The sequence below is a fragment of the Asaia sp. W19 genome (genome assembly GCF_003994335.1).
GTDB lineage: Bacteria > Pseudomonadota > Alphaproteobacteria > Acetobacterales > Acetobacteraceae > Asaia.
Genome location: NZ_PNQZ01000001.1, coordinates 73792 through 99215, shown reverse-complemented (window position 1 = coordinate 99215; position 25424 = coordinate 73792). Strand labels below are relative to the sequence as shown.

At 61.2% G+C, this 25424-nt stretch carries 23 protein-coding genes; 7 read left to right on the top strand and 16 right to left on the bottom strand.

Annotation, left to right across the window (positions count from 1 at the left end; all coding sequences use genetic code 11):
- Positions 1-4: 4 nt before the first annotated feature.
- From C0V97_RS00480 to C0V97_RS00455, 6 genes are all read right to left on the bottom strand, one after another.
- The gene (locus C0V97_RS00480) at positions 5-718 is read right to left on the bottom strand and encodes a tRNA (guanosine(46)-N(7))-methyltransferase TrmB (protein ID WP_127099654.1); all 714 of its coding nucleotides are present in this window, start codon (positions 716-718) and stop codon (positions 5-7) included.
- Between the two features lie 9 nt (positions 719-727).
- A complete protein-coding gene (gene metK / locus C0V97_RS00475) occupies positions 728-1915 on the bottom strand; it encodes a methionine adenosyltransferase (RefSeq protein ID WP_062165570.1) in 1188 nt (395 codons plus the stop codon).
- A 147-nt stretch (positions 1916-2062) separates the two neighbouring features.
- Positions 2063-2806: a 4-hydroxy-tetrahydrodipicolinate reductase gene (gene dapB, locus C0V97_RS00470; RefSeq protein WP_127099652.1), complete on the bottom strand. Its 744-nt coding sequence runs from the start codon at positions 2804-2806 to the stop codon at positions 2063-2065.
- Between the two features lie 5 nt (positions 2807-2811).
- Positions 2812-3960, bottom strand: coding sequence for a molecular chaperone DnaJ (dnaJ, locus tag C0V97_RS00465; RefSeq protein ID WP_127099650.1), 1149 nt, complete (start codon positions 3958-3960; stop codon positions 2812-2814).
- Between the two features lie 194 nt (positions 3961-4154).
- Positions 4155-6059 carry a molecular chaperone DnaK gene (gene dnaK / locus C0V97_RS00460; protein ID WP_127099648.1) on the bottom strand — a complete coding sequence of 635 codons (1905 nt, stop codon included), beginning with the start codon at positions 6057-6059 and terminating at the stop codon, positions 4155-4157.
- Positions 6060-6187: 128 nt separating this feature from the next.
- Entirely contained in the window at positions 6188-6790 is a 603-nt protein-coding gene (locus C0V97_RS00455; RefSeq protein ID WP_127099646.1) for a nucleotide exchange factor GrpE, read from the bottom strand.
- A gap of 260 nt (positions 6791-7050) precedes the next feature.
- Here C0V97_RS00455 and C0V97_RS00450 point away from each other — a divergent pair, with 260 nt between their 5' ends.
- Both C0V97_RS00450 and C0V97_RS00445 read left to right on the top strand, forming a co-directional pair.
- A complete protein-coding gene (locus tag C0V97_RS00450; protein WP_127099644.1) occupies positions 7051-7764 on the top strand; it encodes a response regulator transcription factor in 714 nt (237 codons plus the stop codon).
- A 189-nt stretch (positions 7765-7953) separates the two neighbouring features.
- A complete protein-coding gene (locus C0V97_RS00445) occupies positions 7954-9570 on the top strand; it encodes an ATP-binding protein (RefSeq protein WP_233581868.1) in 1617 nt (538 codons plus the stop codon).
- Between the two features lie 11 nt (positions 9571-9581).
- Here C0V97_RS00445 and C0V97_RS00440 read toward each other — a convergent pair whose 3' ends face one another.
- From C0V97_RS00440 to mlaD, 7 genes are all read right to left on the bottom strand, one after another.
- On the bottom strand, positions 9582-9929 hold the full coding sequence (locus tag C0V97_RS00440; protein ID WP_127099642.1) for a UrcA family protein: 348 nt from the start codon (positions 9927-9929) through the stop codon (positions 9582-9584).
- A gap of 433 nt (positions 9930-10362) precedes the next feature.
- The gene (locus tag C0V97_RS00435) at positions 10363-10863 is read right to left on the bottom strand and encodes a disulfide bond formation protein B (RefSeq protein WP_127099640.1); all 501 of its coding nucleotides are present in this window, start codon (positions 10861-10863) and stop codon (positions 10363-10365) included.
- Positions 10860-12203, bottom strand: coding sequence for a trehalose-6-phosphate synthase (locus C0V97_RS00430; protein WP_127099638.1), 1344 nt, complete (start codon positions 12201-12203; stop codon positions 10860-10862). The genes C0V97_RS00435 and C0V97_RS00430 overlap by 4 nt, the downstream gene beginning before the upstream one ends.
- Positions 12203-12946 carry a trehalose-phosphatase gene (otsB, locus tag C0V97_RS00425; protein WP_127099636.1) on the bottom strand — a complete coding sequence of 248 codons (744 nt, stop codon included), beginning with the start codon at positions 12944-12946 and terminating at the stop codon, positions 12203-12205. Before otsB ends, C0V97_RS00430 begins: the two co-directional genes overlap by 1 nt.
- 111 nt (positions 12947-13057) lie before the next feature.
- Positions 13058-13891 (bottom strand): DUF2155 domain-containing protein, encoded by an 834-nt coding sequence (locus C0V97_RS00420; protein ID WP_127099634.1) that lies wholly within the window; start codon positions 13889-13891, stop codon positions 13058-13060.
- Positions 13888-14094: a hypothetical protein gene (locus tag C0V97_RS00415; RefSeq protein WP_127099632.1), complete on the bottom strand. Its 207-nt coding sequence runs from the start codon at positions 14092-14094 to the stop codon at positions 13888-13890. The genes C0V97_RS00420 and C0V97_RS00415 overlap by 4 nt, the downstream gene beginning before the upstream one ends.
- Entirely contained in the window at positions 14091-14591 is a 501-nt protein-coding gene (mlaD, locus tag C0V97_RS00410; RefSeq protein ID WP_127099630.1) for an outer membrane lipid asymmetry maintenance protein MlaD, read from the bottom strand. Before mlaD ends, C0V97_RS00415 begins: the two co-directional genes overlap by 4 nt.
- Positions 14592-14809: 218 nt before the next feature.
- Between mlaD and C0V97_RS00405 the strand changes: the two genes are divergently transcribed.
- The 4 genes from C0V97_RS00405 (at position 14810) to C0V97_RS00390 (ending at position 18563) form a co-directional block, all read left to right on the top strand.
- Complete coding sequence (locus tag C0V97_RS00405; protein WP_127099628.1) at positions 14810-16369, top strand: vitamin B12-dependent ribonucleotide reductase; 1560 nt, start codon at positions 14810-14812, stop codon at positions 16367-16369.
- 35 nt (positions 16370-16404) lie between these two features.
- Positions 16405-16869 carry a RidA family protein gene (locus C0V97_RS00400; protein WP_127099626.1) on the top strand — a complete coding sequence of 155 codons (465 nt, stop codon included), beginning with the start codon at positions 16405-16407 and terminating at the stop codon, positions 16867-16869.
- A gap of 177 nt (positions 16870-17046) precedes the next feature.
- A complete protein-coding gene (locus tag C0V97_RS00395) occupies positions 17047-18201 on the top strand; it encodes a GNAT family N-acetyltransferase (protein ID WP_127099761.1) in 1155 nt (384 codons plus the stop codon).
- A 170-nt stretch (positions 18202-18371) separates the two neighbouring features.
- Positions 18372-18563 carry a hypothetical protein gene (locus C0V97_RS00390; RefSeq protein WP_127099624.1) on the top strand — a complete coding sequence of 64 codons (192 nt, stop codon included), beginning with the start codon at positions 18372-18374 and terminating at the stop codon, positions 18561-18563.
- 56 nt (positions 18564-18619) lie between these two features.
- On the opposite strand, the gene C0V97_RS00385 is transcribed toward C0V97_RS00390, so the two are convergent.
- The 3 genes from C0V97_RS00385 to C0V97_RS00375 form a co-directional block, all read right to left on the bottom strand.
- On the bottom strand, positions 18620-20686 hold the full coding sequence (locus C0V97_RS00385; RefSeq protein WP_127099622.1) for a M1 family metallopeptidase: 2067 nt from the start codon (positions 20684-20686) through the stop codon (positions 18620-18622).
- A 265-nt stretch (positions 20687-20951) separates the two neighbouring features.
- The gene (locus tag C0V97_RS00380) at positions 20952-22178 is read right to left on the bottom strand and encodes a hypothetical protein (RefSeq protein WP_233581839.1); all 1227 of its coding nucleotides are present in this window, start codon (positions 22176-22178) and stop codon (positions 20952-20954) included.
- 447 nt (positions 22179-22625) lie between these two features.
- Positions 22626-22847 (bottom strand): hypothetical protein, encoded by a 222-nt coding sequence (locus tag C0V97_RS00375; protein WP_127099620.1) that lies wholly within the window; start codon positions 22845-22847, stop codon positions 22626-22628.
- Between the two features lie 232 nt (positions 22848-23079).
- Here C0V97_RS00375 and C0V97_RS00370 point away from each other — a divergent pair, with 232 nt between their 5' ends.
- Positions 23080-25416 carry a TonB-dependent receptor domain-containing protein gene (locus C0V97_RS00370; protein WP_127099618.1) on the top strand — a complete coding sequence of 779 codons (2337 nt, stop codon included), beginning with the start codon at positions 23080-23082 and terminating at the stop codon, positions 25414-25416.
- The last annotated feature ends 8 nt before the right edge of the window (positions 25417-25424 follow it).

Sequence of the window (25424 nt, the reverse complement as noted above, 5' to 3'; positions counted from 1 at the left end):
GGTATCAGGCACCGCGGCGCGTGAACGTCCAGTAGAACGGCACGCGGCCTTCGCGGTAGGCCTTGGCTTCATAGCGTGTGGGTGACCAGCCTTCGGGGCGCTCGCCTTTGGCAGGCGGGGGCGCATCGAACAGATCCTGCGCGCCCATGATCTCGAACACCCAGTCCTGATAGACGGGATGATCGCTTGCAACGCGCCAGACGGCGCCGGGCTTCAGCAGGCGGGCCAGTTCGCGAATATTCTCCGGGTGGATGAAGCGACGCTTGGCATGGCGTGCCTTGGGCCACGGATCGGGGAACATCAGATAGGCGCGGTCGAGACAGCCATCGGGCAGGGATTTCAGAAGCTGACGCGCATCATCGGGCCAGATACGGAAATGATCCGGCGGGGTGATCGTGTCCTCTTCGCCTTCCGGCACGATGCGGGACATGAGCGAACACAGCCCGTTCTCGAAAACCTCGGAGGCAATATAGCCGACATCCGGGTTGTGCTGCGCCTGGTCGAGCGCATGCTCGCCTCCGCCGAACCCGATTTCAAGCCAGACGCCCTGAACAGGAGCGCCGGTGAAGGCGGCCTGCGGGTTGGCTGCCTGATCGGGATTCAGACGGAGCCTGGGCAGTGCCTCATCGAGAAGGCGCTGCTGGCGAGCACGGAGCGGGTGCCCGCGCTGGCGGCCATAAAGCCGCTCAGGCTGGGACTTGAGAGAGGTGTCAGACAGTTGGGGACCTCAGCGGTTGAGGGCACCGCGCAGCGAGCTGACCAGATCGGTCTGCTCCCACGTGAAGTTGTCCAGCACCGGATCGGGCACGCGACCGAAATGGCCATAGGCCGAGGTCGGCACGTAGATCGGACGGTTCAGGCGCAGATGCTTGCGGATGCCGCGCGGCGAGAGATCGACCATTTCATTCAGCAGCTTGCCGAGACGGGCTTCGTCGATATCCTTGCCTGTGCCATCGAGATCCACATAGACCGAGAGCGGCTTGGACACGCCAATGGCGTAGCTGAGCTGGATGGTGCAACGATCGGACAGACCGGCAGCAACCACGTTCTTGGCCAGGTAGCGCGCGGCATAGGCAGCCGAACGATCGACCTTGGTGGGGTCCTTGCCCGAGAAAGCGCCGCCGCCATGGGGGGCTGCACCGCCATAGGTGTCGACGATGATCTTGCGACCCGTCAGCCCAGCATCGCCATCGGGACCACCGATCACGAAGTTACCCGTCGGATTGACGTAGAATTCTTCTTCCGGGCACATCCAGCCTTCCGGCAGGACTTCACGAACCACTTCGCGCAGCATTTCGCGAATGGTGTTCTGGCGCATGCCTTCGATATGCTGCGTCGAGATCACGACCGAGGTCGCGCCAACGGGCTTGCCATCGACATAGCGCAGCGTGACCTGGCTCTTGGCATCCGGCAGCAGGCCGACGCCCAGAGCATGGCCGCTCTTGCGGTAGTCACGAACCTTCTCGAGGATCGACTGCGCATAATAGAGCGGAGCCGGCATCAGGTGCTCGGTCTCGCGGGTGGCGAAGCCGAACATGATGCCCTGATCGCCAGCGCCTTCATCCTTCTCGCCGGCGCTATCGACGCCGACAGCAATGTCGGCGGACTGCGCGTGCAGCAGGGAGGTGATTTCAGCGTTCTTCCAGGAGAAACCTTCCTGGTCATAGCCGATATCCTTGATGGCATGACGGGCGCGCTCGATCAGCAGCTCGCTGGTGATCGACGCCGGGCCACGGACTTCACCGGCCAGAACGACGCGGTTGGTCGTGCAGAGGGTTTCGCACGCAACACGGGCTTCCGGGTCGGCCTCGAGATAAGCGTCCAGAACGGTGTCGCTGATCCGGTCGGAGACCTTGTCCGGATGACCTTCAGAAACGGATTCCGATGTGAAGAGAAATTCGCCGTAGTTACGCACTCAGGGACCTCGCAGGGAATGAGTGAAAGAAAGGAGAGCGGACGCGCGATAACCTGCGCTCGACCCGCAAGAGAGGGCTGTCCTTAGAGGCATTGAGCCACAGGGGTCAAGCGTTTGTTATGTTGCAGTACGGGAAGTGAAGCCTGATCAGGCCTCGAATATTTCCGTCATGGTGTAGAGCCCTGCCGGTTTACCAGCCAGCCATCGCGCCGCCTTGACCGCACCCTGTGCAAACACGCGGCGGTCAAAAGCGCGATGCGACAAGGTGATCTGTTCCGTGCCCGACGTCAGGATCAGGCTGTGCTCCCCCACGATCTGCCCGGCACGCAGTGAGGCAAAGCCGATCGCCCCTTCGCCGCGCAGTCCGGAGCGATCGATCTCGGTCACATTGGCCAGAGCGACATTGCGCCCCTCAGCAAAGCGCTCGCCAATGGCCAGAGCCGTACCTGAGGGGGCATCGCGTTTCTGACGATGGTGGGTCTCAAGGATTTCAGCATCATATTCATCGGCAGGCAGCTTGGCGCCCAACTGACGCGCCAGATCGAGCAGGAGCGTCAGGCCGGGAGCGAAATTGGCGGCCTTGAGCACCGGGATGGTTTGAGCGGCCTGCGTGATTGCCGCTTCCTGCGCGGCATCGAACCCGGTTGTCCCTATCACCCAGGCGCATCCTGCTTTGGCAAAGGCCTCGGCATGGGTGCAGGTGGCCTCCGGACTGCTGACATCGATCACCACATCGCACCGATCCGCCAGCGTCGCGGGATCCGTGACGATATGGCGGGCGGGATCTGCCTTGCGCGACAATCCTCCCGCGAGATCGAGGCGGGAAGCCACGACTTCCTCGGCGCAGAGTGCGCCCAGACGGCCCGTTATGCCCGCGATGCCGATACGCATGGGTGTTACTTTCCTTCGAAGAAGTCCCGGACCTTGGCGAAGAAGCCGGTATGTTCCGGATTGGCCTTTTCCTGATCCTGTGTCTCGCCCGCCTCCGCCTCGAACTCTTCCAGCAATTCGCGCTGGCGTGGGCTCAGATGATGCGGGGTTTCGACGGCGACCTGAATATACATGTCACCGCGCGCGCTCGAGCGCAGAACCGAGAAGCCCTTGCCGCGCAGTCGGAAGTTCTCGCCCGATTGCGTCCCGGCAGGGATCTTCACCTTGGCGCGGCTGCCATCGATAACAGGAACCTCAATCTCGGTGCCGAGCGCAGCCTGCGTCATGCGCAGCGGCACGCGGCAATAGATATTGGCCCCGTCACGCTGGAAGATGTCGCTGCCGCCCACCGCAACATGCACGTAGAGATCGCCTGGCTGTACGCCACTGCCACCAGCCTCGCCTTCACCTGTCAGACGGATGCGCGTGCCGTCCTCGACACCGGCCGGAATGGCGATATCGAGCGAGCGCGTCTGCTCTGTCGTGCCAGCGCCCTTGCAGCTCTGGCAGGGGTTTCGCACCACCTTGCCCGAGCCCTTGCAGGTGGGGCAGGGACGCTCGACCAGAAAAAAGCCCTGCTGGGCCCGCACAGCGCCTGCGCCGTGACAGGTGGGGCAGGTGGCGTCGGAAGGATTGCTGTCGGCCGAACCCGTGCCATGACAGCTCTCGCAGGTCACGCGCGTGCGGATTTCGACCGGCTTCTTGACTCCGGCATAGGCTTCGCTCAGCGAGATCTCGACCTGAACCTGAATGTCGTTGCCCGTTCGACGGCGACCGCCCCCGCCGCGACGACCGCCCATCATGTCGCCGAACATCTCGAAGATATCGTCGAGACCTCCGCCGCCAAAGCCACCGAAGCCGCCGCCCATACCGCCCATGCCCCCGTTTTCGAAGGCGGCATGACCGAAGCGGTCATAGGCAGCGCGTTTCTGTTCGTCTTTCAGAACATCATAGGCTTCGTTGATTTCCTTGAACTTGTGCTCGGCTGTTTCATCGCCCGGATTACGATCGGGATGAAAGCGCATGGCCTGCTTGCGGTAGGCTTTTTTCAGCTCATCGGCGGAGGCCGTGCGGGAGACTTCGAGAACGGCGTAGAAATCGATCTTGGTGGCCATGGGAGTCCATCCTGGTGTCGAGAGGCAGCGGATCAGGGCTCTGCAAGGCAGAGGGGCGATCTAGACGGGGGCAGGCTATCCAGATCATACAAAACGCAATCCGAATGCCGAAACGCCCGCCCTCCCGAGGGAAGGACGGGCGCTGCGAGAAACAAGCCTTCAGGGAGAGGTGGCTACCCCTCCCATCCGGGTGATCAGTGCTTCTTGTTGTCGTCCACGTCCTCGAAATCGGCATCGACGACGTTTTCATCCTTGGCAGCATGAGCCTCGCCACCAGCGGCGCCCTCTTCTGCCTGACCGGCGGCGTAGACAGCCTGACCGATCTTCATGGCCGACTGCGTCAGACGCTCGGTAGCGGATTTCAGCGCCTCGACGTCCGTGCCGTTCATGGCCTCGCGCACGGCAGCCACAGCGGACTCGGCTTCAGCCTTGTCTGCAGCAGGTACCTTGTCACCAGCTTCCGTCAGCGACTTCTCGGTCTGATGGATCAGGGCCTCGGCGTTGTTGCGCTGCTCGACCAGTTCGCGCTTGGCCTTGTCTGCCGTGGCATTGGCCTCGGCTTCCTTGACCATGCGGTCGATATCGGCATCGTTCAGACCACCAGAAGCCTGGATCTTGATCTGCTGTTCCTTGTTGGTCGCCTTGTCCTTGGCCGACACATTGACGATGCCGTTGGCGTCGATGTCGAAGGTGACTTCGATCTGCGGCACGCCACGCGGGGCCGGGGCAATCCCGGTGAGGTCGAAATTACCGAGCAGCTTGTTGTCTGCCGCCATTTCGCGCTCGCCCTGATAGACCTTGATGGTCACGGCGTTCTGGTTGTCTTCTGCCGTCGAGAAGGTCTGGCTCTTCTTGGTCGGGATCGTCGTGTTGCGATCGATCAGACGGGTGAAGACACCGCCCAGCGTCTCGATGCCCAGCGAGAGCGGGGTCACGTCGAGCAGCAGAACGTCCTTGACGTCGCCCTTGAGTACGGCGCCCTGAACGGCGGCACCAATGGCCACGACTTCGTCAGGGTTGACGTTGCGGGCGGGTTCCTTGCCGAAGAACTGCTTAACCGTCTCGATGACCTTCGGCATACGCGTCATGCCGCCGACGAGAATGACTTCGTCGATTTCAGCCGGGGTGACCGAGGCGTCCTTGAGAGCCGCACGGCACGGGCCAAGCGTACGCTGGACCAGATCATCCACCAGGCTTTCCAGCTTGGCGCGGCTCAGCTTGACCACGAGATGCTTCGGACCCGAGGCATCGGCCGTGATGAACGGCAGGTTGATCTCGGTTTCCTTGGAGGAGGAAAGCTCGATCTTGGCCTTCTCGGCTGCTTCCTTCAGACGCTGCAGGGCAAGCTTGTCACCACGCAGGTCGATACCCTGGTCGCGCTTGAACTCGTCTGCGAGGTAGCCGATGATGCGGTTATCGAAGTCTTCACCACCGAGGAAGGTGTCACCATTGGTGGACTTCACTTCGATCACGCCATCGGAGATCTCGAGGATCGAGACGTCGAACGTGCCGCCACCAAGATCGTAAACAGCGACCGTGCCGGAATCGCGCTTGCCAAGGCCATAGGCCAGAGCGGCTGCCGTCGGCTCGTTGATGATACGCAGCACTTCGAGACCGGCAATACGACCTGCGTCGCGCGTTGCCTGACGCTGGGCGTCATTGAAGTAGGCGGGAACCGTGATGACGGCCTGGGAGACGGTCTCACCGAGATAGGCCTCGGCGGTTTCCTTCATCTTGCCCAGAACGAAAGCGGAGATCTGCGACGGGGCGTAGTTTTCGCCACGAGCGCGCACCCAGGCATCGCCGTTATCGCCACGTACGATCTCGTACGGGACCATTTCCTTGTCCTTGGCCACGGTCGGGTCGTCGAAACGACGGCCGATCAGGCGCTTGACGGCATAAAGCGTGTCGGAAGGGTTGGTGACGGCCTGACGCTTGGCGGCCTGGCCCACGAGACGCTCACCATTATTGGTGAAGGCGACCATGGACGGCGTGGTGCGGGCACCTTCGCTGTTTTCGATGACCTTGGTCTCATCGCCTTCGCGGATCGCGACGCAAGAGTTCGTGGTGCCAAGGTCAATACCAATGACTTTGCTCATACTCAGTCCTTTCAGCGGCGTCGCCCGGCCCATTCAGGCACCGGGCAACACCCTTGTTTTCGTCTCCCTGCCTCGGCAGGGACGGGTTACTCGTAAAATCTAGGAGCGTGCAGCGAGGGTTTCAACCCTCATTCTGCGGCTTTGTTGCCACCCTTGGCGACGACGACCATGGCAGGCTTGAGCAGGCGGCCATGAAGGGTCCAGGTCGGGGTCCAGGCCTGCATGACCGTACCGTCCTGATGCTCATCGCTCGGCTGTTCAGCCATGGCCTGATGCAGGTTGGCATCGAAGACTTCGCCTACCGGGTGCTGGCAGGTGATGCCGTTACGCTCGAGGATGCCGAGGAAGGAGCGCTCCGTGCTCTCGAACCCTTCACGCAGTTTGGCCACAAGCCCTTCTTCCCCGTCGACCTTTGCCGGCATTGAAGCGAGACCGCGCTGCAGGTTCTCGGCGGCTTCGACCACGTCACGGGCGAATTTCTGGACGGCATACTGGCGGGCATCTTCCACCTCACGCTTGGCGCGTGTGCGGTAGTTCTGCATCTCGGCTTCAGAACGCATCCATTTGTCGCGGAATTCCTCGACCTGGGCCTCGAGCTCCGCAATGCGGGCTTCGGGTGTCTGGATACCCGTCTCGGTTGTGGTCCCGGTTGCGGCTTCTGTCGCTGCCGGGTCGGGCGTTTCGGTTTGCGCGCTGTTCTGGGCGTCGTGCTGCGCGTTTTCAGTCGTCATCGTGGTCGCAACCTCGAAAAATCGGGCCCGGTCGAACCGGGCGGCAAAGGGTCGGCTCCCGCGTACTCCCCCTTGGCGGGGCGAGCGTGACCGCTGGAAGCCACGAAAGACACCGATCGGCCATCCCGAGATGTCCGACCGTTTTCGACTGCCCCGTCTTGGGCGCAGCCGCGTGGTAAGATATAGGTGGCTGTGACAAGCCATATGCCAACCCCCCTCGTATTGGCAACAGGCAGAAATTAAAGGCGGATGCATCGCGCATGGAGACGACAAAGCACACGATCGCCCTGGTGGATGATGATCGCAATATCCTGACTTCGGTCCAGATGACTCTCGAGGCCGAAGGGTTTGTCGTGCACACCTATACCGATGGCGAGGCCGCTCTTCAGGGTATTCTGGCGCGCCCTGTCAGTCTTGCGGTGCTCGATATCAAGATGCCGCGCATGGACGGGATGGAGCTGCTGCAACGCCTGCGCGCCCGCTCCTCCCTGCCCGTCATTTTCCTCTCTTCCAAGGACGAGGAGCTCGACCAGCTCATGGGGCTGCGTCTGGGAGCCGACGACTACATCACCAAACCCTTTTCACAGCGCCTGCTTCTGGAGCGTATCCGGGCTCTGCTGCGCCGTCAGGATGCCAGTCGCGCCGAAGGGAGCGGAACATCGGGCGCGGGAGCGGCCATCGTTCGCGGCAGTCTGACGCTGGATGAGACGCGTCATCAGTGCCTGTGGGCCGGTCAGGACATCATGCTGACTGTCACTGAGTTCCTTCTGGTCAAGGCGCTGGCGCTGCGTCCCGGTATGGTGAAGTCACGTGACCAGCTGATCGATGCCGCCTATGGCGAAAACATCTATGTGGATGATCGCACCATCGACAGCCATATCAAGCGTGTGCGCAAGAAGTTCAGGCAGATCGACGATAACTTCAACCAGATCGAGACGCTGTACGGCATAGGCTATCGCTACAAGGAAGACTGATCGGCCATGCCGGAGCGTGAATCTCTCGGGCGTCGCACGAGACGCGGCTCTCCCGGCTTCATGACGCAGGCGATGCGCCGCCTGCGCCGTCGCTCCCTGCGGCATGGGGATACGCTGGCGCTTGAGGCCGAACGCGACGGCAGGAAAACAGCACGCCGGTTCAGGTTGCCGCGCTTTGCCTCGCCGCTCATGCGGCGGATCTTCCTGCTCAATACGCTGCCCCTGGCCATTCTCGCCGTCACGCTGCTCTTTCTGAACGATTTCCAGAACAGCCTGCTCGAAACCGATGTGAACGCCCTGCGTGAGCAGGCCCATATCTACGCCGCTGCCATGGGGCAGATTGCCGTTGTGCGCGATCCGGCCCGTCATCCTTTTCCTGGTGCCGAATTCATGCTCGACGGGGTGCAGGCTCGACCGCTGCTCCTGCGCCTGACCGAGCCGAGCCCGAATGTGCGTGCACGTCTGGTAGGACCAGACGGGACACTCGTGGCTGACAGTTTGAACGAGGCAGCTCTGGTGCGCCGCGACCGCAAGGGGCAATCCGGTGCGGGCGAGCCTGCCCCACCGCCGCGCTGGCAACCGCCGCGCAATAACGGAATCGAAATTGCCTATGAGTGGCTGCTTTCCCTGCTGCCACTCTCTTCCCGCGAGGGGATCGTTACACTCGAGGCGCAGGATAGCCCACCCCCTCTGCGCTCTGCGGGGGAGTATCGTGGTGCCGAGGCTGCTCCCTATATTCGACGCACACAGGACCATGAACTGGTGATCACCGTGGCCGAGCCGGTCATTCATGACGGGCAGACCGTTGGCGTTATCCAGCTCACCCGTCAGGCGCAGGAGGTAGACCGCTCTCTTTTTGCCGTGCGCTCCTCGATCCTGTCGCTGTTTTTGGCCGCCATGGCCGTGACGGTTCTGCTCTCCTGGTATCTGTCGATCACCATTGCGCGTCCGCTGCTGCGTCTGGCCGTTGCCTCGCATGATATGCGTGATGTTGCCGGACGTGCCGACACTGTGCCGGAATCCCTGCTGGTGCGTCGCGATGAGATCGGCGTGCTGGCCCGGGCGCTGCGCGGATCGGTGCTGGCGCTCTGGGCGCGCATGGATGCGATCGAGCGTTTTGCCGCCGATGTCAGCCATGAAATCAAGAATCCGCTTTCTTCCATACGGTCGGCCATCGAGACCTTGCCGCGTATCGAGAACCGCGAACGTCAGACGCGACTGCTGGCCATCATCAATAATGATGTGCGTCGTCTGGACAGACTGATCACCGACATTGCCGATGCGAGCCGTATCGATGCGGAACTCTCGCGTACCCGTTCAGAGCCGGTAGCGGTGGGTATGCTTCTGTCGATCCTGACGGAGATGCATCAGACCACGCGCAAGCCAGAAGATGCGATCCTTATCCTTGATGATTCCCACGACGATGCAGCGCATCCGCTGCGGGTTCTGGCCGTGGAAGACCGTCTGGTTCAGGTGCTGCGCAACCTGATTGGCAATGCCATTTCGTTCTCACCCCCGCGCGGGCATATTACCTTGTTCATGCGCCCCGAAGAGCGTCAGATACGGATCACGGTGAGTGATGAGGGGCCGGGTATCCCGCCACTCAAGCTCGAGGATATTTTCGACCGTTTCTATTCGGAACGTCCCCAAACCGAAAATTTCGGGCAGCATTCAGGGCTGGGCCTCGCCATAAGTCGCCAGATCATCGAGGCCCTGCACGGTACGCTTCATGCCGAAAACCGGTATGATGAAGCGGGTCGGATCATTGGCGCCCGCTTCGTGATCTTGCTGCCTCGGGCGCTTTAGCGCGACCCCCCTCACGAACGTGCCAGACGGGTCTGGCTCGCCTCCATGCGGCGGGCATAGATATCACGCATCTGCTGCACGCCGTTTTCATACGCGGCCTGGGTGCAGTCTTCGATATCGGCTGCGCGACGATCGCTGGCACCCGTTTCACGCTCGCAAATCTCGGCGGCTTTCGCATGGATCGCATCGGCAACCCGATTCCAGTCGCGGTCGGATTTCAGGCTGACATGTGACACATCGATCTGAGCGCTGTCATTGGGGGCGGTTTGGGCCGGGTTCTGATCCTGTGCCAGAGCGGGCTGGGCGGCCAGGGCGATGAGGCTGGCGGCGGCGGCAAAGGACTTGGCGAAAGTGAACATGGTCGAGATCCTTGACTGTCCCCGGACCCTCTGTCCGGCGGGATAATCTCTCTCATGCAAACGTCGTGCCAAACTCGTTGTGACGGCGATTTTTTATGATTCTTTATAAGGACCGTAGTCTATGGGGGTGAAAAAAGACATAAAGTGGTTGAAAGAGACCAATCTGGGCAAATATGCCCATTTCATTCTGATTTCCTAAGAGGGTTGGCGCTATTCTTCTTCCTGCTTCCGTTCTGCCCTGATTTCAGGCGCGACCATTTTCCCGCGATAGGCCCCGGTCGTCAGGCTGCACGATATATTCAGAAGGGGTCGTTATCCGGAAATCTGAGTGACTCGAGGCGAGCATCAAAGGGGCTCGCCCCCTCGTGGGTGCAGGAAAGAGTCCTGTACAGACGATTCGAGGCAGGATTTCAGATCCCGAGGGCAAGGCTTTTTAGCGCGCAGCGCGCCACTGGCGCGCCTGAAGAACCACGCTGTAGCTGACGATGATGAAGAGGATGGCGGCAGCGATGCCACCGAGCACAGTCATGGAGACGGGCAGGTTGAAGATATAGGTCGGGTCGTCGCAGGGTTTGGCGGGGCGAAGCGGCATGCTGGCCATGCGATCATGAAAGCTTGCCCCCGCCCGGAAGACGGGAGCATGGCAGGCTGGAAGCGGGCTCTCCCACCATTTCTGTTCCACGCCGTTATGGAGCCCGGCCAGCATGACCGAGGCCGCCAGTGCGGGCAGGGCCAGCACGGTGGCCCAGAAACCGATCGTACCGGGAATGAGCAGAGCGAGGACGCCGAGAAAAGCGATAAAACGCCATGGTGCGCGTTCGATCAGGCAGAGTTCACAAGGTGCGTAGCCGAGTACATGCTCCGCCCACCAGGCGATACCGATGGCGGCCATACCGGCGAGAAACATCAATCCACCGGTCAGTCGCGCAATCATTCCTGTCTTTCGGTCTCGTTGAGCATATCCAGAAAGCGATCGGCCCAGTTCGCAGCGGTGTTCTGGGTCACATCGCGATACAGAGCCTGCCAGCGTCTTTGCCGCTCTTCAAGACTCATTGTGATACCGGCATGGATCGCATCGGCAATTCCCTCATGGTCATAGGGATTCACCATGAGAGCCTGCTCCATTTCGGGCGCAGCGCCTGCAAGGGAGGAGAGGATCAGGGCGCCGGGATCATCGGCGCTTTGAGCCGCCACAAACTCCTTCGCAACAAGATTCATGCCGTCGCGCAGCGGGGTGACGAGCGCGACATCGGCAATGCGATGAAAGCCTGCGAGGACCTCACGCGGTACGGATTGCGTGAGATAGCGGATGGGCGACCAGTCGAAATTGCCATGCATGGCATTGATATGCCCGGCCATTTCGTCGAGTTCGCGCCGCAGCGCACGATAGCTGGCAACCCCCGCCCGCGAGACCGGGGTGATCTGGAGCAGGACCGTTTCGCCCTTGTGCTCAGGATAGCGATTCAGAAAGGTCTCGTAGCCATGGATACGCTCGGGAATGCCCTTGGAATAATCAAGGCGGTCCACACCCAGAATGAGTTTGCGCCCACGCAGCGAGGCGTGAAGGCGCTGAACCTCCTCCGCCATGACGTTGCGCACGGCCTGCTCACCGAATTCGACCGGATCGATCCCGATAGGGAAATGAGTGGCTCGGTTGGGCAGGTCATTCGCCTCAAAGCAGCCATCCATGTTGCGGGCATCTTCCTCGGTCTGGACGCCAATCAGGTCATAGGCAGCCATCTCACGAAGCATTTCCTGCGCGCAGGGCAGAACACGTGTGACGCTCCAGGGCGGGAACGGGATATGCAGGAAGAAACCGATCTTGGCCTTCACACCACGGCGGCGCAGCTTCGCACCGAGTGGGAAGAGGTGATAGTCGTGGATCCAGATCGTGTCCTCATCGCGCAGAAGCGGAACGAGCTGATCGGCGAAAAGCGCGTTGACCTCGCGATAGACCTGATAATCGATCCGCTTGTAGTCGATGATCCCGATACGATAATGGCAGAGCGGCCAAAGCAGGCCATTGGAGAATTTCTCGTAGAAATGCTCATACTCGCTGCGGGTCAGATCGATGGTGGCGTAGGTGCAGCTTTCATGGGTATCGAGCTTGGGCGTCTGCTCCTTGGACTGGCTGGTATGACGGCCTGACCAGCCGAACCACAGGCTCTCTGTCCCGCGTACGGCGTCGCGTACACCCACAGCAAGGCCCCCGGCAGGCTGGCTGCGTTCGCGGGGGGCAGGAACACGGTTGGAAACGACAACAAGGCGACCCATCAGGCAGTCTCCACATAATGAGCGAGCCATGAACGGAACGCGTGAGCGGTGGGAAAATCATCGGGAATGAGATAGCCTACTCCGCCAAGCGCCCTGGCAGCGCTGATGCCGTCGCGGTCGGTCACGTCATCACCGACGAAAAAAGGCACACGACCGGCGAAAGGAGGCTGAGCCATCAGGGCTTCAACGGCCTTCCCCTTGTGAATGCCTGAGAGACGAATTTCCCAGGCCATTTTGGAGGGGTAGATCTCGAACGCCTCCTGGCCTGACAGCCAGGTTTCTACGGCGCGCCGGAATGGTTCTTCCGCCTCGGGATTGGCACGGTAATGCAGCACCAGACCCGCTTTCTTGTGCTCGATGGCGGTGTCGGGATAGCGGCTTATCAGATTCTGCGCGTCATCGATCCAGGATTGCGGAAGAGGCTCGGCAGTCACCGGTTCCTCGGCGCCGTCTAGGCTGCGCCTCAGGGTCAGGCCGTGCTCGCCGGCAACGGCTGTGGGAATGCCCGGCAGAAAATGGTCAATCTGCTCGATAGGGCGTCCGGTGACGATTGCCAGAGCCCCGCCGCACAAATCCCGCAGACGCAGAAGCGTGTCGGTCAGACCGGGTTCGAGCTTAACGGAGGCGGGTGTCGGAGCAATATCGACCAAAGTCCCGTCGAAATCGAGCAGGAATGCTGCGCGCTCCACAGGAGGCGCGACAGGGCCGGATGACAGCGAAGCCGTGGGAGAGGGGGTTGTCATGGGGCTGATAACTTCCTCATTGATACGCGGTTGCACCGAAATACAGGCACAGTCGCGTTATCAGCCCCAAATCTGATCAGAATATGGTCAGAATGCTTCTGGCAGGATTTGTCAGTGATTATATGGCTGCGGCGGAGGCAGGGCCTGGGTCGAACCGCCTCCTGAGAGGGGGGCAAGCTGCATCGGGCCGCCAGTATCCGCCGGGGCGCTGGTGGCAGGGCGCGCCGCTGTGCCAGCACCGGGATTGGGCGGAAGGGTCTGGCGGGACGCGCTGCCCTGGGCACGAGACGGAGATGATGTCTCGCCCAGCGGGGTAAGGCGTGTCGGACCGCCCGTGGCCCCTCCTGTGCTCGGAGGAGCGGCGGGCAGGCTTCCCGGCAAAGTCTGGCTTTCACTGCGCCCTGTCAGGGCTGGCGGTGCGTGTGACGGGTCGTTCAGATCGCCGGGCTGGTTATCCGCACCCTCGGGGGGCGCATTACTGAGGACGGGTACGACGGCCTGCGGCAGAGGCGCGAGGGCCGGATCGGTCTTGCCGCCCGAGCATGAGACGATGGCGATATCGTAGAGCGCACTCTTATAGGCCGAGAGCGAGGGCTCCTCAGCCAGAATCCAGCCCTGATAATGCGCGCCGGGGTCGGTGTCATCGCTCGTGGAAATCAGCGCGGCAGCGTCGCGTGGCAGGGTTTCGGGCCGTTCCACGCAGCGTGTCACGCCCAGATGCAGGCTGCGATACTGGCCCTGCCCACCCACAGGAATGGTCATGGTCTCAATATGGGAGTCGGTGCGGTTGAGCACACGGATCACGGCTTCGCCTCGACCCTGCCAGAGATCGGCCGGATACATGACTGGTGGCGCGACTGCCTCTGCCGCATAAGCCGGGGCAGAAACCACGCTGTTGAGCAGCAGAGCGCCCAGCGTGCAGGAAGCAAGGAAAGCACGTGTCATGGTGTCAGCTCCTGCAGCGAGGCGATCATCTCTACCAGATGATGGCGCATGGAGTCTGGGGCCACGCCCATCAGCAGGGCGTCTTCGAACATGTCCTGAAGCGTCTGGCGCAGCTCGGCCTCGTTTTCACGAAGCACCTTGAGCTTTTCGACACAGGCGATGGGCTCGCCATTGCGATCGGTCCAGCGCGTCAGGTCACTCATGGGGTGGCGGCCTTGCGGCTCTTGTCCAGCGAGTCCGTGACCGAGAAAATGAATTTGCTCAGAAGCTGCTCAAGGCTGATCGCACCCTGGGTCTGTGCCACGACCGCACCGGGGGTCAGGTTCTTCTCGTCACCGCCCGGTGACAGGGCAATATATTTGCCTCCAAGGAGACTGTCCGAAGTCACGATGGCCGCGCTGTCGGTCGGCAGCGAAAGCCCGTCCCGGACTGTGAAGGTAACCTCGGCGCGATAGCTCTTGGGGTCCACCTTTTCGGAAGTGACATGCCCGACCGTGATACCGGCCAGACGCACATCGGAACCTACCGAAAGTCCGTCGATCTGATTGAACACCGCACGAAGCGTGTAGCCTTCGGAACCGCCATGGCTGCGCCCCAGAACGGCCAGCGCGAGGAGCGCCGCAAGCGCGGCAAGAACCAGAAAACCGGTTGTCAGTTCGAGGATGTCGCGACGGGGTCGCGTGCCGGACAGCGCACTCATAGGGTTTGGGTACTCACAGGCTTTGGCCCCGGACAGGATGAACCAGAACAGATACTTCTTTTCAGTCCTACAGGCTTCGTCTGCCAGCGTCCATCACCCCCGCCTGAAACGGGGGGCGGAATGTTATCCACCATATCCCCATTTTGCGGACCATTATCCCCTGCCGGGCAGGCCGAAACACCCTTTGCGCGCGCCGAGTCGATGCCTAGATTCAGGGTATGACAACGCTTCTCCAGTGGAACGGGGTGCGTATGCGTGTTGCGCATGTCGCTGCCGATCCGGACGAACTCGCCCTGCGCGCCGTAACCCTTCCTGCAAGCTGGGAAGACGAGGCGGCGATTGCGCTCCTGCAGCTCTCAGGCGCGACCGGTGCGCTGCGCCTGTCGACCGAGGCCGCACGGTGGCTCGATCGCCTGAACGGGCTGCCGGCTCTGCCGGGAGAGGCCCTGCAGGGAGGCAGGAAGCCAGCCATCGCTGCGGCGCTCGCCGACGCGCTGCTGGCGCGGCAGATCGCGCCTATGGCGGGGCTCTGGCAGGGGCAGGTCGATCGTCGGGCCGGGTTCGTGCTCAATCTGGCCGCTTTTGTTCAGGAAGGCGATTTCGATGCCGAGGCTTTCGTCCTTCTGGTCAGGCTTGCCTGCGTAGCGCTGCGTCGTCTCCATGCCGTGAACGGTCCCATGCTCAATGGCGAGCTGCCGCTTTTCGACGGCCCAGCTGCCGCGATGCAGGAGCAGGAGAGCTCGGGCGGCCCGGCGGGTACGCTTCTGCTGACTAATCTCGATAGCTGCTTGGCGCAGATGGGTCTGGATTACGACAGCGAGACGGGACGTGACGCGGCTTGTTATCTCAGCTGGCTTGCGACCTCTCTTGCGCGTCAGGGGGCGGGTCCTGTGCCCTTGCCGCCGATTTCCTGCCCCATTGCCGGGCTGGAGATCACGGGGCGGCAGATACGCGACGAGATGGAAGACACCCTTCCCGATCTGCCCAACAGGGCGTTGGTGGAGACCGGTTTCTCGCTCCCTGGGCCGGTGGATGCGCTGCTGGGTGTCGAGTCCTGTGGTCTCGCCCCGATCTTCTCCCCATTGCAGGCCAATGGAACCCTGCGTGCCAGCGCTCTGGCGCGACTGGCGCATCGCGGTCTGAGCCTTGAAGCAGCTCTGGCCTCTGCCGTTCTGGGAGAGAACCCCCTGCCCCAGCCTGGGCCGGATGCGCATCTCCTCATGCATCGTGCCCTGACCGGATTTGTGGATCGTATGCCGGCCCGTCCTGATCCGGCATCTCCCCTGCCGCTCCGTGCTCGGCTCGAGCGTGGGGTGCGTCGCCCGCTTCCCGCCCGGCATGGCGGTTTCACGCAGCGCAGCTCGATTGGCGGCCATCGGCTCTATCTGAGGACCGGCGAGTACGAAGACGGATCGCTGGGCGAGGTCTCGCTCACGCCGGGGCGCGAGAGCGCCATGGTACGGGGGCTGCTCGAAAGTGTGGGCCAGGCAGTGACCATCGGTTTGCAGCATGGTGCGCCTCTGGCGGCCTATGTGGAGCAGTTTGCGCATACCCGTTTCGGACCTGCCGGTACGGTCGAGGGGGATCCGGTAGCAGCTTATGCCTCGTCCCTGCTTGATTATGCCTTCAGGGCGCTGTCTGATAGCTATCTGGGCAAGAGATTGCCCGATAGCGCCCCGGAAGATCCTCATGTGATCGAAGAGGATCCGATGCTGCCGCTGGACATCCCCGGCGATCTCCCTCCGCGCGAGCGCGGAAAGCTGCGTCTCGTCAGCTGAGGGGAGATTGCCCTTCAGCAAGGAGGAAACCTGCCATGTCAGAAACACCGACAGACCGTCTGGCCGCCCTTGGCCTTTTCCTGCCAAAGGCCGCGGCACCCGTGGCGACCTATGTGGCGGTCGCCCGTACGGGCTCGCTTCTAGTCGTTTCCGGGCAGTTGCCGCTCTCGGGCGGGACGCTCAAGGCCACGGGCAAGCTGGGTGAGGATGTCACGCCGGAACTGGGGCGTGAATGCGCCGAGCTGTGTTTCCTGAACGTAGTGGCGCAGCTTCAGGCCGAGCTGGGGGATCTGGGTCGGGTCAAGCGCATCGTCCGGCTGGGCGGCTTCATTGCCTGCGTGCCCGATTTCACGCAGCACGCCACCGTGATGAATGGGGCTTCCGATCTGGCGGTTGCAATCTTCGGCGATGCCGGTCGTCATGCCCGCTCGACCATCGGTGTGCCTTCCCTCCCTCTCGACGCGCCGGTCGAGGTCGAAGCTCTGGTCGAGATCGCCTGACAGGGCGCCTCTTGCACCCGGTGAGCGTATGGTCGAGCCGGGTGTCGTCGATTGTTCTGCCCCGCAGCATTTCCAGTGTCCCGCTGGACGCCATCTGGCGACTGACTGGGCGCTATTTTATCTGTCCGCGCGGGTCAGGCGGTTGATCCGGGTGCAGGGACGAACCACATGCTGCGCATGACGGATTGGTCCCTGACTCTCCATGCCTCCATCACCGAAATTGGCGCTTCCGCCTGGAATCGCTGCGCAGGTGATGACAATCCGTTCCTCAGCCATGATTTCTTTCTCGCACTCGAGGAGAGTGGCTCGGTCGGGGCCCGAACAGGCTGGTTGCCACGCTATGCCGCGCTTCATGACGGTCAGGCGCTGGTGGCCGTGGCGCCGCTTTTCCTCAAGGGCCACTCCTATGGCGAATACGTGTTCGACCAGAGCTGGGCGCGCGCCTATGAGCAGGCTGGCGGACAATATTACCCGAAGCTCCAGATTGCCGTGCCTTTCTCGCCGGTCAGCGGATCGCGGCTGCTGATCGATCGGGATCGGGGTGATGCCGATAGGCTTAGAGGCGTTTTCGGAGATGCGCTGCGCCAGGCCTGCAATGAACTTGGCCTGTCTTCCGTCCATATGAGTTTCTGTACCCGCGAGGAGCAGGAAGCGCTCGCCGGACATGGCTGGATGCCGCGTATCGGGCTGCAATATCACTGGCATAATCAGGGCTACGCGGATTTCGAGCAGTTTCTCGACACGCTGGCGTCACGCAAGCGCAAGGCCATACGTCGGGAAAGGCGTGACGCGCAGGCTTGCGGTCTGGAATTCAGGGTGCTGCGCGGTGCCGAAATCGGCACGTATGATTGGGACCGCTTCTACGATTTCTATCAGGCGACGATCGACCGGAAATGGGGGCAGGCCTATCTGACACGCGCCTTTTTCACCGGGCTCTCGACGAAGCTGGGTGATCGCGTAGTGCTGATGCAGGCGCTCCATGAGGGCGCACCTGTCGCGGCGGCTCTCAATCTGATGGGGCGCGAAACGCTCTATGGCCGCAACTGGGGCTGCGAGGGGGACTGGCCCTTCCTGCATTTCGAGCTTTGCTATTACCAGGCCATAGAATTTGCCATCGCCCAGGGGCTGTCGCGTGTGGAGGCTGGGGCGCAGGGCGAGCACAAGATTCAGCGCGGTTATCTGCCGAGCCTGACCTATTCGGCGCATTTCATCCGTGATCCTGCCCTTGCAAGAGCAGTGGAGCCCTATCTCGTCCATGAGCGCACGGCCATTCTTGAAGAGAAGGAGGCGCTGGCAGAACTCTCGCCCTATCGCCATGAAAATAGTTGTTGAGAACGACTCTCACTATCATATAGGCTGACCCTGTCGTCATCGTGCGGGGCTTATCCCGTAGGCTGACGCGTCTCTCCGGGGGGCCAGTCGGATCCCGGATCGCTGTTTTCAGGTGCCCGGTCCTGCCCCTCCCTGGTGGCAGAGGGCGCCATCGTGAGGGGTCAGACCACATGATCAGATATCTGTCGACCGGCGCTGCCGATCTTGCCCGCCTTCTTGCTCAAAGCCATGCGACCCAGCCGTCGCCCGTCTGGGCCGAGGCACAGAGCTTTTTTGGGTTCGACACGGCCGAGCGTACCGAGGTCCCGGCCCTCGCATCGACCAGCCTGTGGGGCGAGACGAGCGAGGGGATGGCGCGCTAGGCGTTTCTACTCTGGACAGGTCGGCGCCCGCTCACGAGGCATGAAGCCTTTGCCCGTCAGGGACGGGCGGGTTCTGCCGGTGTCAGCGTCAATGCGCTGCGATCAGGAACAGGCAGGCCCTGATCTGGGTCGAGCGCGACAGATTTGACTGCCCCATGATCGGGGAAGCTCAGGCTCAAACGGTCATGAAGCGCCCAGGCTTCGGTCGGGATGATGCGCTCGGCCATTGTGCCGTCCTGCCATGTCACGCGCAGTACGACTGGCAGAAGCAGCTTGCCCTCATTGCGTACGCCGATGGCGATGGTATTGCCGGCGTCAGTCGCAGACTGGCCGGGTGTGGTTTGACTCGTCTTCATATGGCCCGTTTCCGGCTTTGCGGCGATGCGGGTCATGCCGTCCAGACGGTACTGGGGCCACCAGTTCTCGAAATACCAGCCGCGCCAGAACCATGTCAGATCCTCTCCCGCCTCGCTGGACATGAAGCGGAAGAAATCCGACGGGGTGGGATGCTTGAAGGCCCAGGCGCGGATATAGGCGCGAAAGGCAGCGTCGAAGCGATCAGGCCCGAGAATTTTCTCACGCAGAAGCATGAGCCCGTAAGCGCCTTTGAAATAGGTCACTTTGTGACGATATTTTTCGGGCACGAGTTCGGAGGGCATCATCAGGCTCGGTGCATCGGAGGCGGTAAGCACTGGCACGATATCCTTTGCCGGGTCTCCGGTCTCGGGGGCGAATTCGGCGTCCTTCTTGGGGGCATATTCCCCGTGGTTGAAATGCTGCGAGGCATACGCATCGATGAAGGTATTGAACCCCTCATCCATGAAGGCGTGACGACGCTCATTGCTCCCCACGATCATGGGGAACCAGCCATGGCCGAGTTCATGGGTGGTGATCCAGAACAGCATATCGTTCTTGTCCTGCCATCCGTCGAAGACGATGCCAGGGTATTCCATGCCCGCCCCATGGCCGCCGAGATTGACGGCGTTCGGCCAAGGATAAGGGTACCATTGCGACGAGAAATACTCGATGGCGTGCTTCACATACTCGGTGGAGCGGTCCCAGGCCTGCGGGCCCGCACCCTCACGCGGGTAGACCGACATGGCCAGACGTGGCTGGGCCTTCTGGCCCTTGGCAGCGGGCAGGGCGGGCAGATCGAGCCTGGCGGCATCCCAGACGAAAACCGGCGAGGCCGCGAAGGCGACATCGCGCGTATTTTCCATATGAAAGCGCCACGTCTTTTCACCCGATCGCGCCAGATGGCTGGCTGGGTCCAGCACGTCTCCCGGCGTTCGGATGAGAACACGCTTGTCGCTTCTGGCGGCCTCTGCAAGGCGCGCGCGCTCTGTCGCACTCAGCACATCCTGAGGGTTGACGAGTGCGCCTGAGCCTACGACCGTGAAATTCCAGGGGACGGTCACGGCGTAATCGATCGTGCCGTATTCCAGGTAGAATTCCTGGCCCAGATACGGCAGCGTGTCCCAGCCGCGCAGATCGTCATAGACGCTCATACGCGGATACCATTGGGCGATCTCGTAGATCTTGCCATCCTTTACTGGCGTTACGGCTGTGCGCCCCCCCCAAAGGCCGGGAATCTGATGATGCCAGGTCACACGCAGTTTCAGAACATGGCCCGATCCGGCGAGGGGAGAAGGCAGACTGACCTGCATGCGTGTATCGTCGATGCGGAATGGGACAGGATGCTCCCTGCCGCCCTCTTCAAGCGCCACGCGCTCGATCACGAAGCCCTCTGAACTCGCTGGATGCCAGTCGGGATAGGCGATCCAGGAGCGGGAATCCTTGCGATACATGTTCTGGTCGAGCTGGAGCCAGAGCACATCCAGCGCATCGGGGCTGTTATTCGTGTAGGTAATGGTCTCGGTACCGCTCAGAACCGCCTTGTCCGGGTCGATGCGGGACTCGATGCGGTAATCAGCGCGATTCTGCCAGTAGGCGGGGCCGGGGCGACCCGAACCACTGCGCCAGATATTGGCGGCGTCAGGCAGAACCAGCGTGTCGAAAACGGGTCTCATGGAGAGCGGCATGGACTGGCTGGGAGCGGGGCGCGCCGCCAGGGCGGGCTCCAGACATAATGCCAGGCCGAGAAACGGAAAAAACGAACGCATAGGCAGGAAGCCCTATTGATCAGGAGGAAGAAACACTCCCGTCAATCGTTTCATTTTCGATCTCAACGCACAAGGTGCTTTTACTCAAGTGTCCAGCAGTTGGGAATCGGCTCGAGCGTGCTGACCGATACCGTTCCTGGCCAGTGAGCGAAACCGGCGTCTGGGGAACGGGAGAGAAGAGCGTGGTGAAAGCGCCGAGGGGGTGATTACATCGGCAGGGAATACGGTTTGAGACGATCTCGGCGCGACTTGCGCCGGGAGATTTCTAGACAGCCTGCCAGTGCTTGGTTTGATGCTTGTAGGGGGTTTCGAATTCCTCGATCAGACGACCGAATACATGATGATCATGGACGCTGGTCGGCGCCATCGGAGCGATGCCGGAGACATCACGATGGATAAGGCGGTTCAGGGCACGATTGAATACGCCTGGCCCGGTCTTGTAAGCAATGAACAGCCCCGGATGCAGGAAGCAGTTCCTATATATGTTGAGAAGACATTCATTGAGGAGCGGGCTCTGGGCGACCGATCCGAAGAAGTCATTATGCACAACGTTGTTATGAGTCAGGAACAGGACATTCTGCTCCTTGCGGTCGAGGATGAACTGGATGGCCTGTTCGTCGCGGAGACGGATATCGGCATCGAGCCACCAGCCTCCAAGCGCCTGAATGACATGAACGCGCAGGATATCGGCTGCCTCTGCCGGATGGCGGGCCGAGAGGAAGAGCGAGCGCGCCTCGACGCCATAGACGTCATAGAGCCATTGTTCTGCTTCCGGCTTGTCGAAGATGCGGACATCGAGCCCGGAGATCTGACGATGGAAATCGAAATTAGCGCGGATCTCCTCCGGGGGGGTCTGGTCCCAATAGAGGAAAAGCTGGTTGGGGATTACGCGATGATCGCTGCAGCCCTTGATGAAGGGGAAGTTGCTCTGGAGGGCAAAGCCGAGATAGAGCGTGTCAATCTCTTCCCCCGTGTGGAATTCTTCAAAGGCATTCGCCGTCAGGCGCATGGCGCCCAGTGGGTCTCCGCCGCGCCATGCCAGATGAACGCTCTCGATGAAATTGGCGTGAGGCGCGCAAAGGGCGCGCAACTCGGCCACTTCATGAGAGGGCAGTTCCTTGCCTGCCTTCATCAGGCAGAGGAGGCGTGCCTGCAGCAGCGACTGTGCAAGAGGGTACTCGCTCGGGCTTTTGGAATGAAGCTCGAAGGCGATGCGGTAAAAGCGTGAAGCCTCCTGCACGCGAAAGCTCGTATGCAGAATATTGGCTAGGGTGAAGGCCTGCATGACTGTTGTGCAGCCATTCTCGCGGTAAAAAGCGATGGCCTGCCCGTCATCTGCAAAATCCTGCTCGCTCAGCATATCTAGTCCTGCGAGGTAATTCATGGGCGTCTGAGCGGAATTTTCTCCCTGAGCGGGCTCATCGGATCTGAGCTCATCCCAGGCGTCGATATCGGCCATGATTGGGTCTGAACCCGGATTTTTGCTGTCCATTGCCCTTAAGTTCCCGCTTCTGTGACAACCGCTTTGAGACCCTATCTCACATCTGTATCCATATGTCCATTCGGTGATTACGGTAGTAACAAGATATGATGTATCTACATTTCGGTTTACATAATAAATGTGTGCAACAATTTCATAGAAATATTTAGAAATAGACAATCCCCCTATCATGCATGGTTCGATGCAGTTGCGATTTTTGGGTTGTTCGCCATTCCGGGAACTTTGAGTATTATTCATGTCTCGGTGAGAGACGCGCGTCTGTAGAGAGGGGGGCGATCCGGGGCGTTTTATTCTTTACGACATTCATAGGCGCAATTGTTTGCACGCCTGTTATCTCTCGGTTTTGTCTGTGAACACTCGGCAAGAGACGGCGCACACCCATGGGCAAAACGCGCCAGATCGCTTATGGAAATGGCCCATGGGAATGACTGGGCGATCTCATGGAGCAAGGGCGGCCTTCTGGCTGATGGCTCTGCTTGCCCTGGTGATCCGTCTCGGCGGTTCCACCCCCTTGTCCGGCGCGTCGTCGGACGACCCGCTCGATGTGCTCACAGCGCTCTCGGTGCTCTGTGAGCCACCCTCGAACTCCTTACCCGATGATCGGCACCACAGACCGGCTCTGAGTGATGGCGCGATGCTTCTGGCAGTCGCATCGGACATGCATGACCCTTGTGTGATCCCTTCCTTATTCGGGAGGGGAAGGGCGACATTCGTTACTCTCGCACATTTCTGGTGCTTTCCGCCCGTGCGGGGACCGCCTGCGCCTGCACGAAACAGCCATTCCCCTCGAGGGCCTCCCCTCATCGCCTGACCCGTCTCGCTCCATGAGTACTCGTACCACCTGACCGTGGCTGCGAGCTCATGGCCCTGTTCCCCGTCAGGTTGATCTCTCATGACATCCTTTCTTCGTGTCGCGCGGCTCTGTGGTCGCGCGCTCCCTGCCCTGGTCAGCCTGGGCAGCCTGCAAGCTGTTGCCGCCGAACCCACGGTGCAGCGTATTCCCCACCCCCCGTCTTCGCCCCACGCGCCATCCTCGCGGCCAAAGCGCAAGGCGCCTCCCGTCGAAGCCATTCTGGTCAAGGGCCAGGCGCGGGGGCCTGTCACCCTCTCACCCGTGGGGCAGACGACTTACAGTGCCGAGCGCCAGGATTTTGCCAATCAGGTTGCTCAGAGCGTGGCCGACATGCTGGTCGCTGTGCCGGGTGCAAGTTTCCTGCAGGGGAATGGCCCGCGTGATACTGTTGTTTCCATTCGCGGGTCGGGAGCGCGCCAGTCCTACGGGCTGCGCAATCTGCAGGTTTCAGAAGACGGCTTTCCCGTCACCCAGCCCGATGGCACGGCGCGTGCCGATCTGATCGACCCTCATGCCTATGAGGGGGTGGATGTTTTCCAAGGTCCGGCATCGACCCTCTACGGCAATTACGCCATCAATGGTGCAATCAATTTCCGCACGCGCAGCGGCGCTTCCATCCATGGGCTCGAACTCGGCTCCGATTTCGGCAGTTTCGGCATGTTCAATAACTATATGACGCTAGGTGCAGGCAATCGCACCTATGATTTCATGCTCTTTGCCAGCGACGTGCGTAGCGATGGCTTCATTGCCAATAGCCAATATGCGACCTCGACCGAAAATATGCGCCTGCGGGTGTCTCTTTCGCCCAAGGACCGTCTCGTTCTAAAATTCATCAATAACGTGACCGATGCCTTTCTTCCGCTGAGGCTGTCGCTCAACCAGTATCGCCTTAACCCCTATCAGCGGGGATGCACCACGGCTGCCGGGGGCGCCGCCGGATGCGGTACGGTGTCGCTTTATCGAAACGGCGCTTATGGCGCTCAGACCGCCGTGACACCCCAGCAGGCCAATCTGGGCCGCTTCGACCGGCGCAGTATTGTCGGGCTGCGCTGGGAGCATGATTTCACGCCGCGCATGGTCTGGCGTACCCAGTTCACCTATGACCAGCGCCATGTCGAGCAGCCGACCTCGACCACGGCCTTCGTGGGGCCATTCAACTCCTATAACGTCCAGACCGACCTGACGCGTCATGACGTAGTCGGAGCAACGCCCCTTACCAGCTTCGTCGGGGCCAATTTCGACTACATGGATTACGGCTATCAGGTTTACGCCCTGTTGCCGCAGGCGGGAGCCACGCGTGGCAGCGAGACATCGACCTCCTATGGCCATCAGTGGAATATCGGTCTGCGCTTCGAGGAAGACTGGCAGTTTGCGCCGCGATGGCACGCGGTGATCGGGCTGGGCGGCACGCAATCCGATATCGGGGCGGTTCAGACGGTCTACAGCCGGAGCGCCGTCGCCACGCGAGCGCAGGATATCACGGCCAATCGGCGCTTCTTCAATCTCGCCCCTGAGGCCTCTATCGTCTTCACGCCTGACAAGGCCTGGACCTGGCATGCGCGGCTGGGCACGGCCTATGCCACGCCGGGCTATTCCAGCTTCTTCGTCACGCCGCAGGGCAATTACGGCAACAACACCCAACTCAAGAGCCAGAGCAGTCTTGGGGTGGATCTTGGAACAGAATGGCACCCTTCGGCGTCAGTCAATGTGCAGGCCACCGGATTTTACGAATTCTACAGAAACGAGCTGGTCAGCCAGTCGGCTGGGGTCAATACCCAGGCGGGCAGCTACACGTTCAACGCGCCCGCCTCGCAGCATCGTGGCGTGGAACTCGCCGCCACATGGCAGGCCCTCCCGCGAACCCTGCCTGGGGCGAAGCTGCGTCTGTCCTACACCTATGACAACCAGATCTACACGAAGTACACCGAGATCCTGTCGAACAGCACGATGTCTCGCAGCTTCTCGCGCAAGGGCAAGCTGATCCCCGGGGTCATGCCGCATTTTCTAAATGCGCGCGTGCTCTATGACCAACCCTCAGGGCTATTGGAGGGACTGGGCGGATTTGCGGAGGTAACATGGCGCAGCACCTTCTTCGTCGACAATGCCAATCTGCTCAAGATCCCCGGATACGGTCTGCTCAATCTGGAGATACATTACGACCCGCCCGCAAGGCTGGGTTGGGTGCATCGTCTGCACAGCTATGTCGAGGTGCAGAATGTCGCCAATAGCGTCTATGCCGCAGGGGCGACAACTATCAGCGACACCCTTCTGGCCAATGGTCAGCAGGCAGGCGCCTCAGTATTGGCCGCAAAGACGGGTTCGATCTACGCAGGCAGCCCACGCGCCTTTTTCGGCGGCGTGCGGGTGAAGTTCTGAGGGATGGC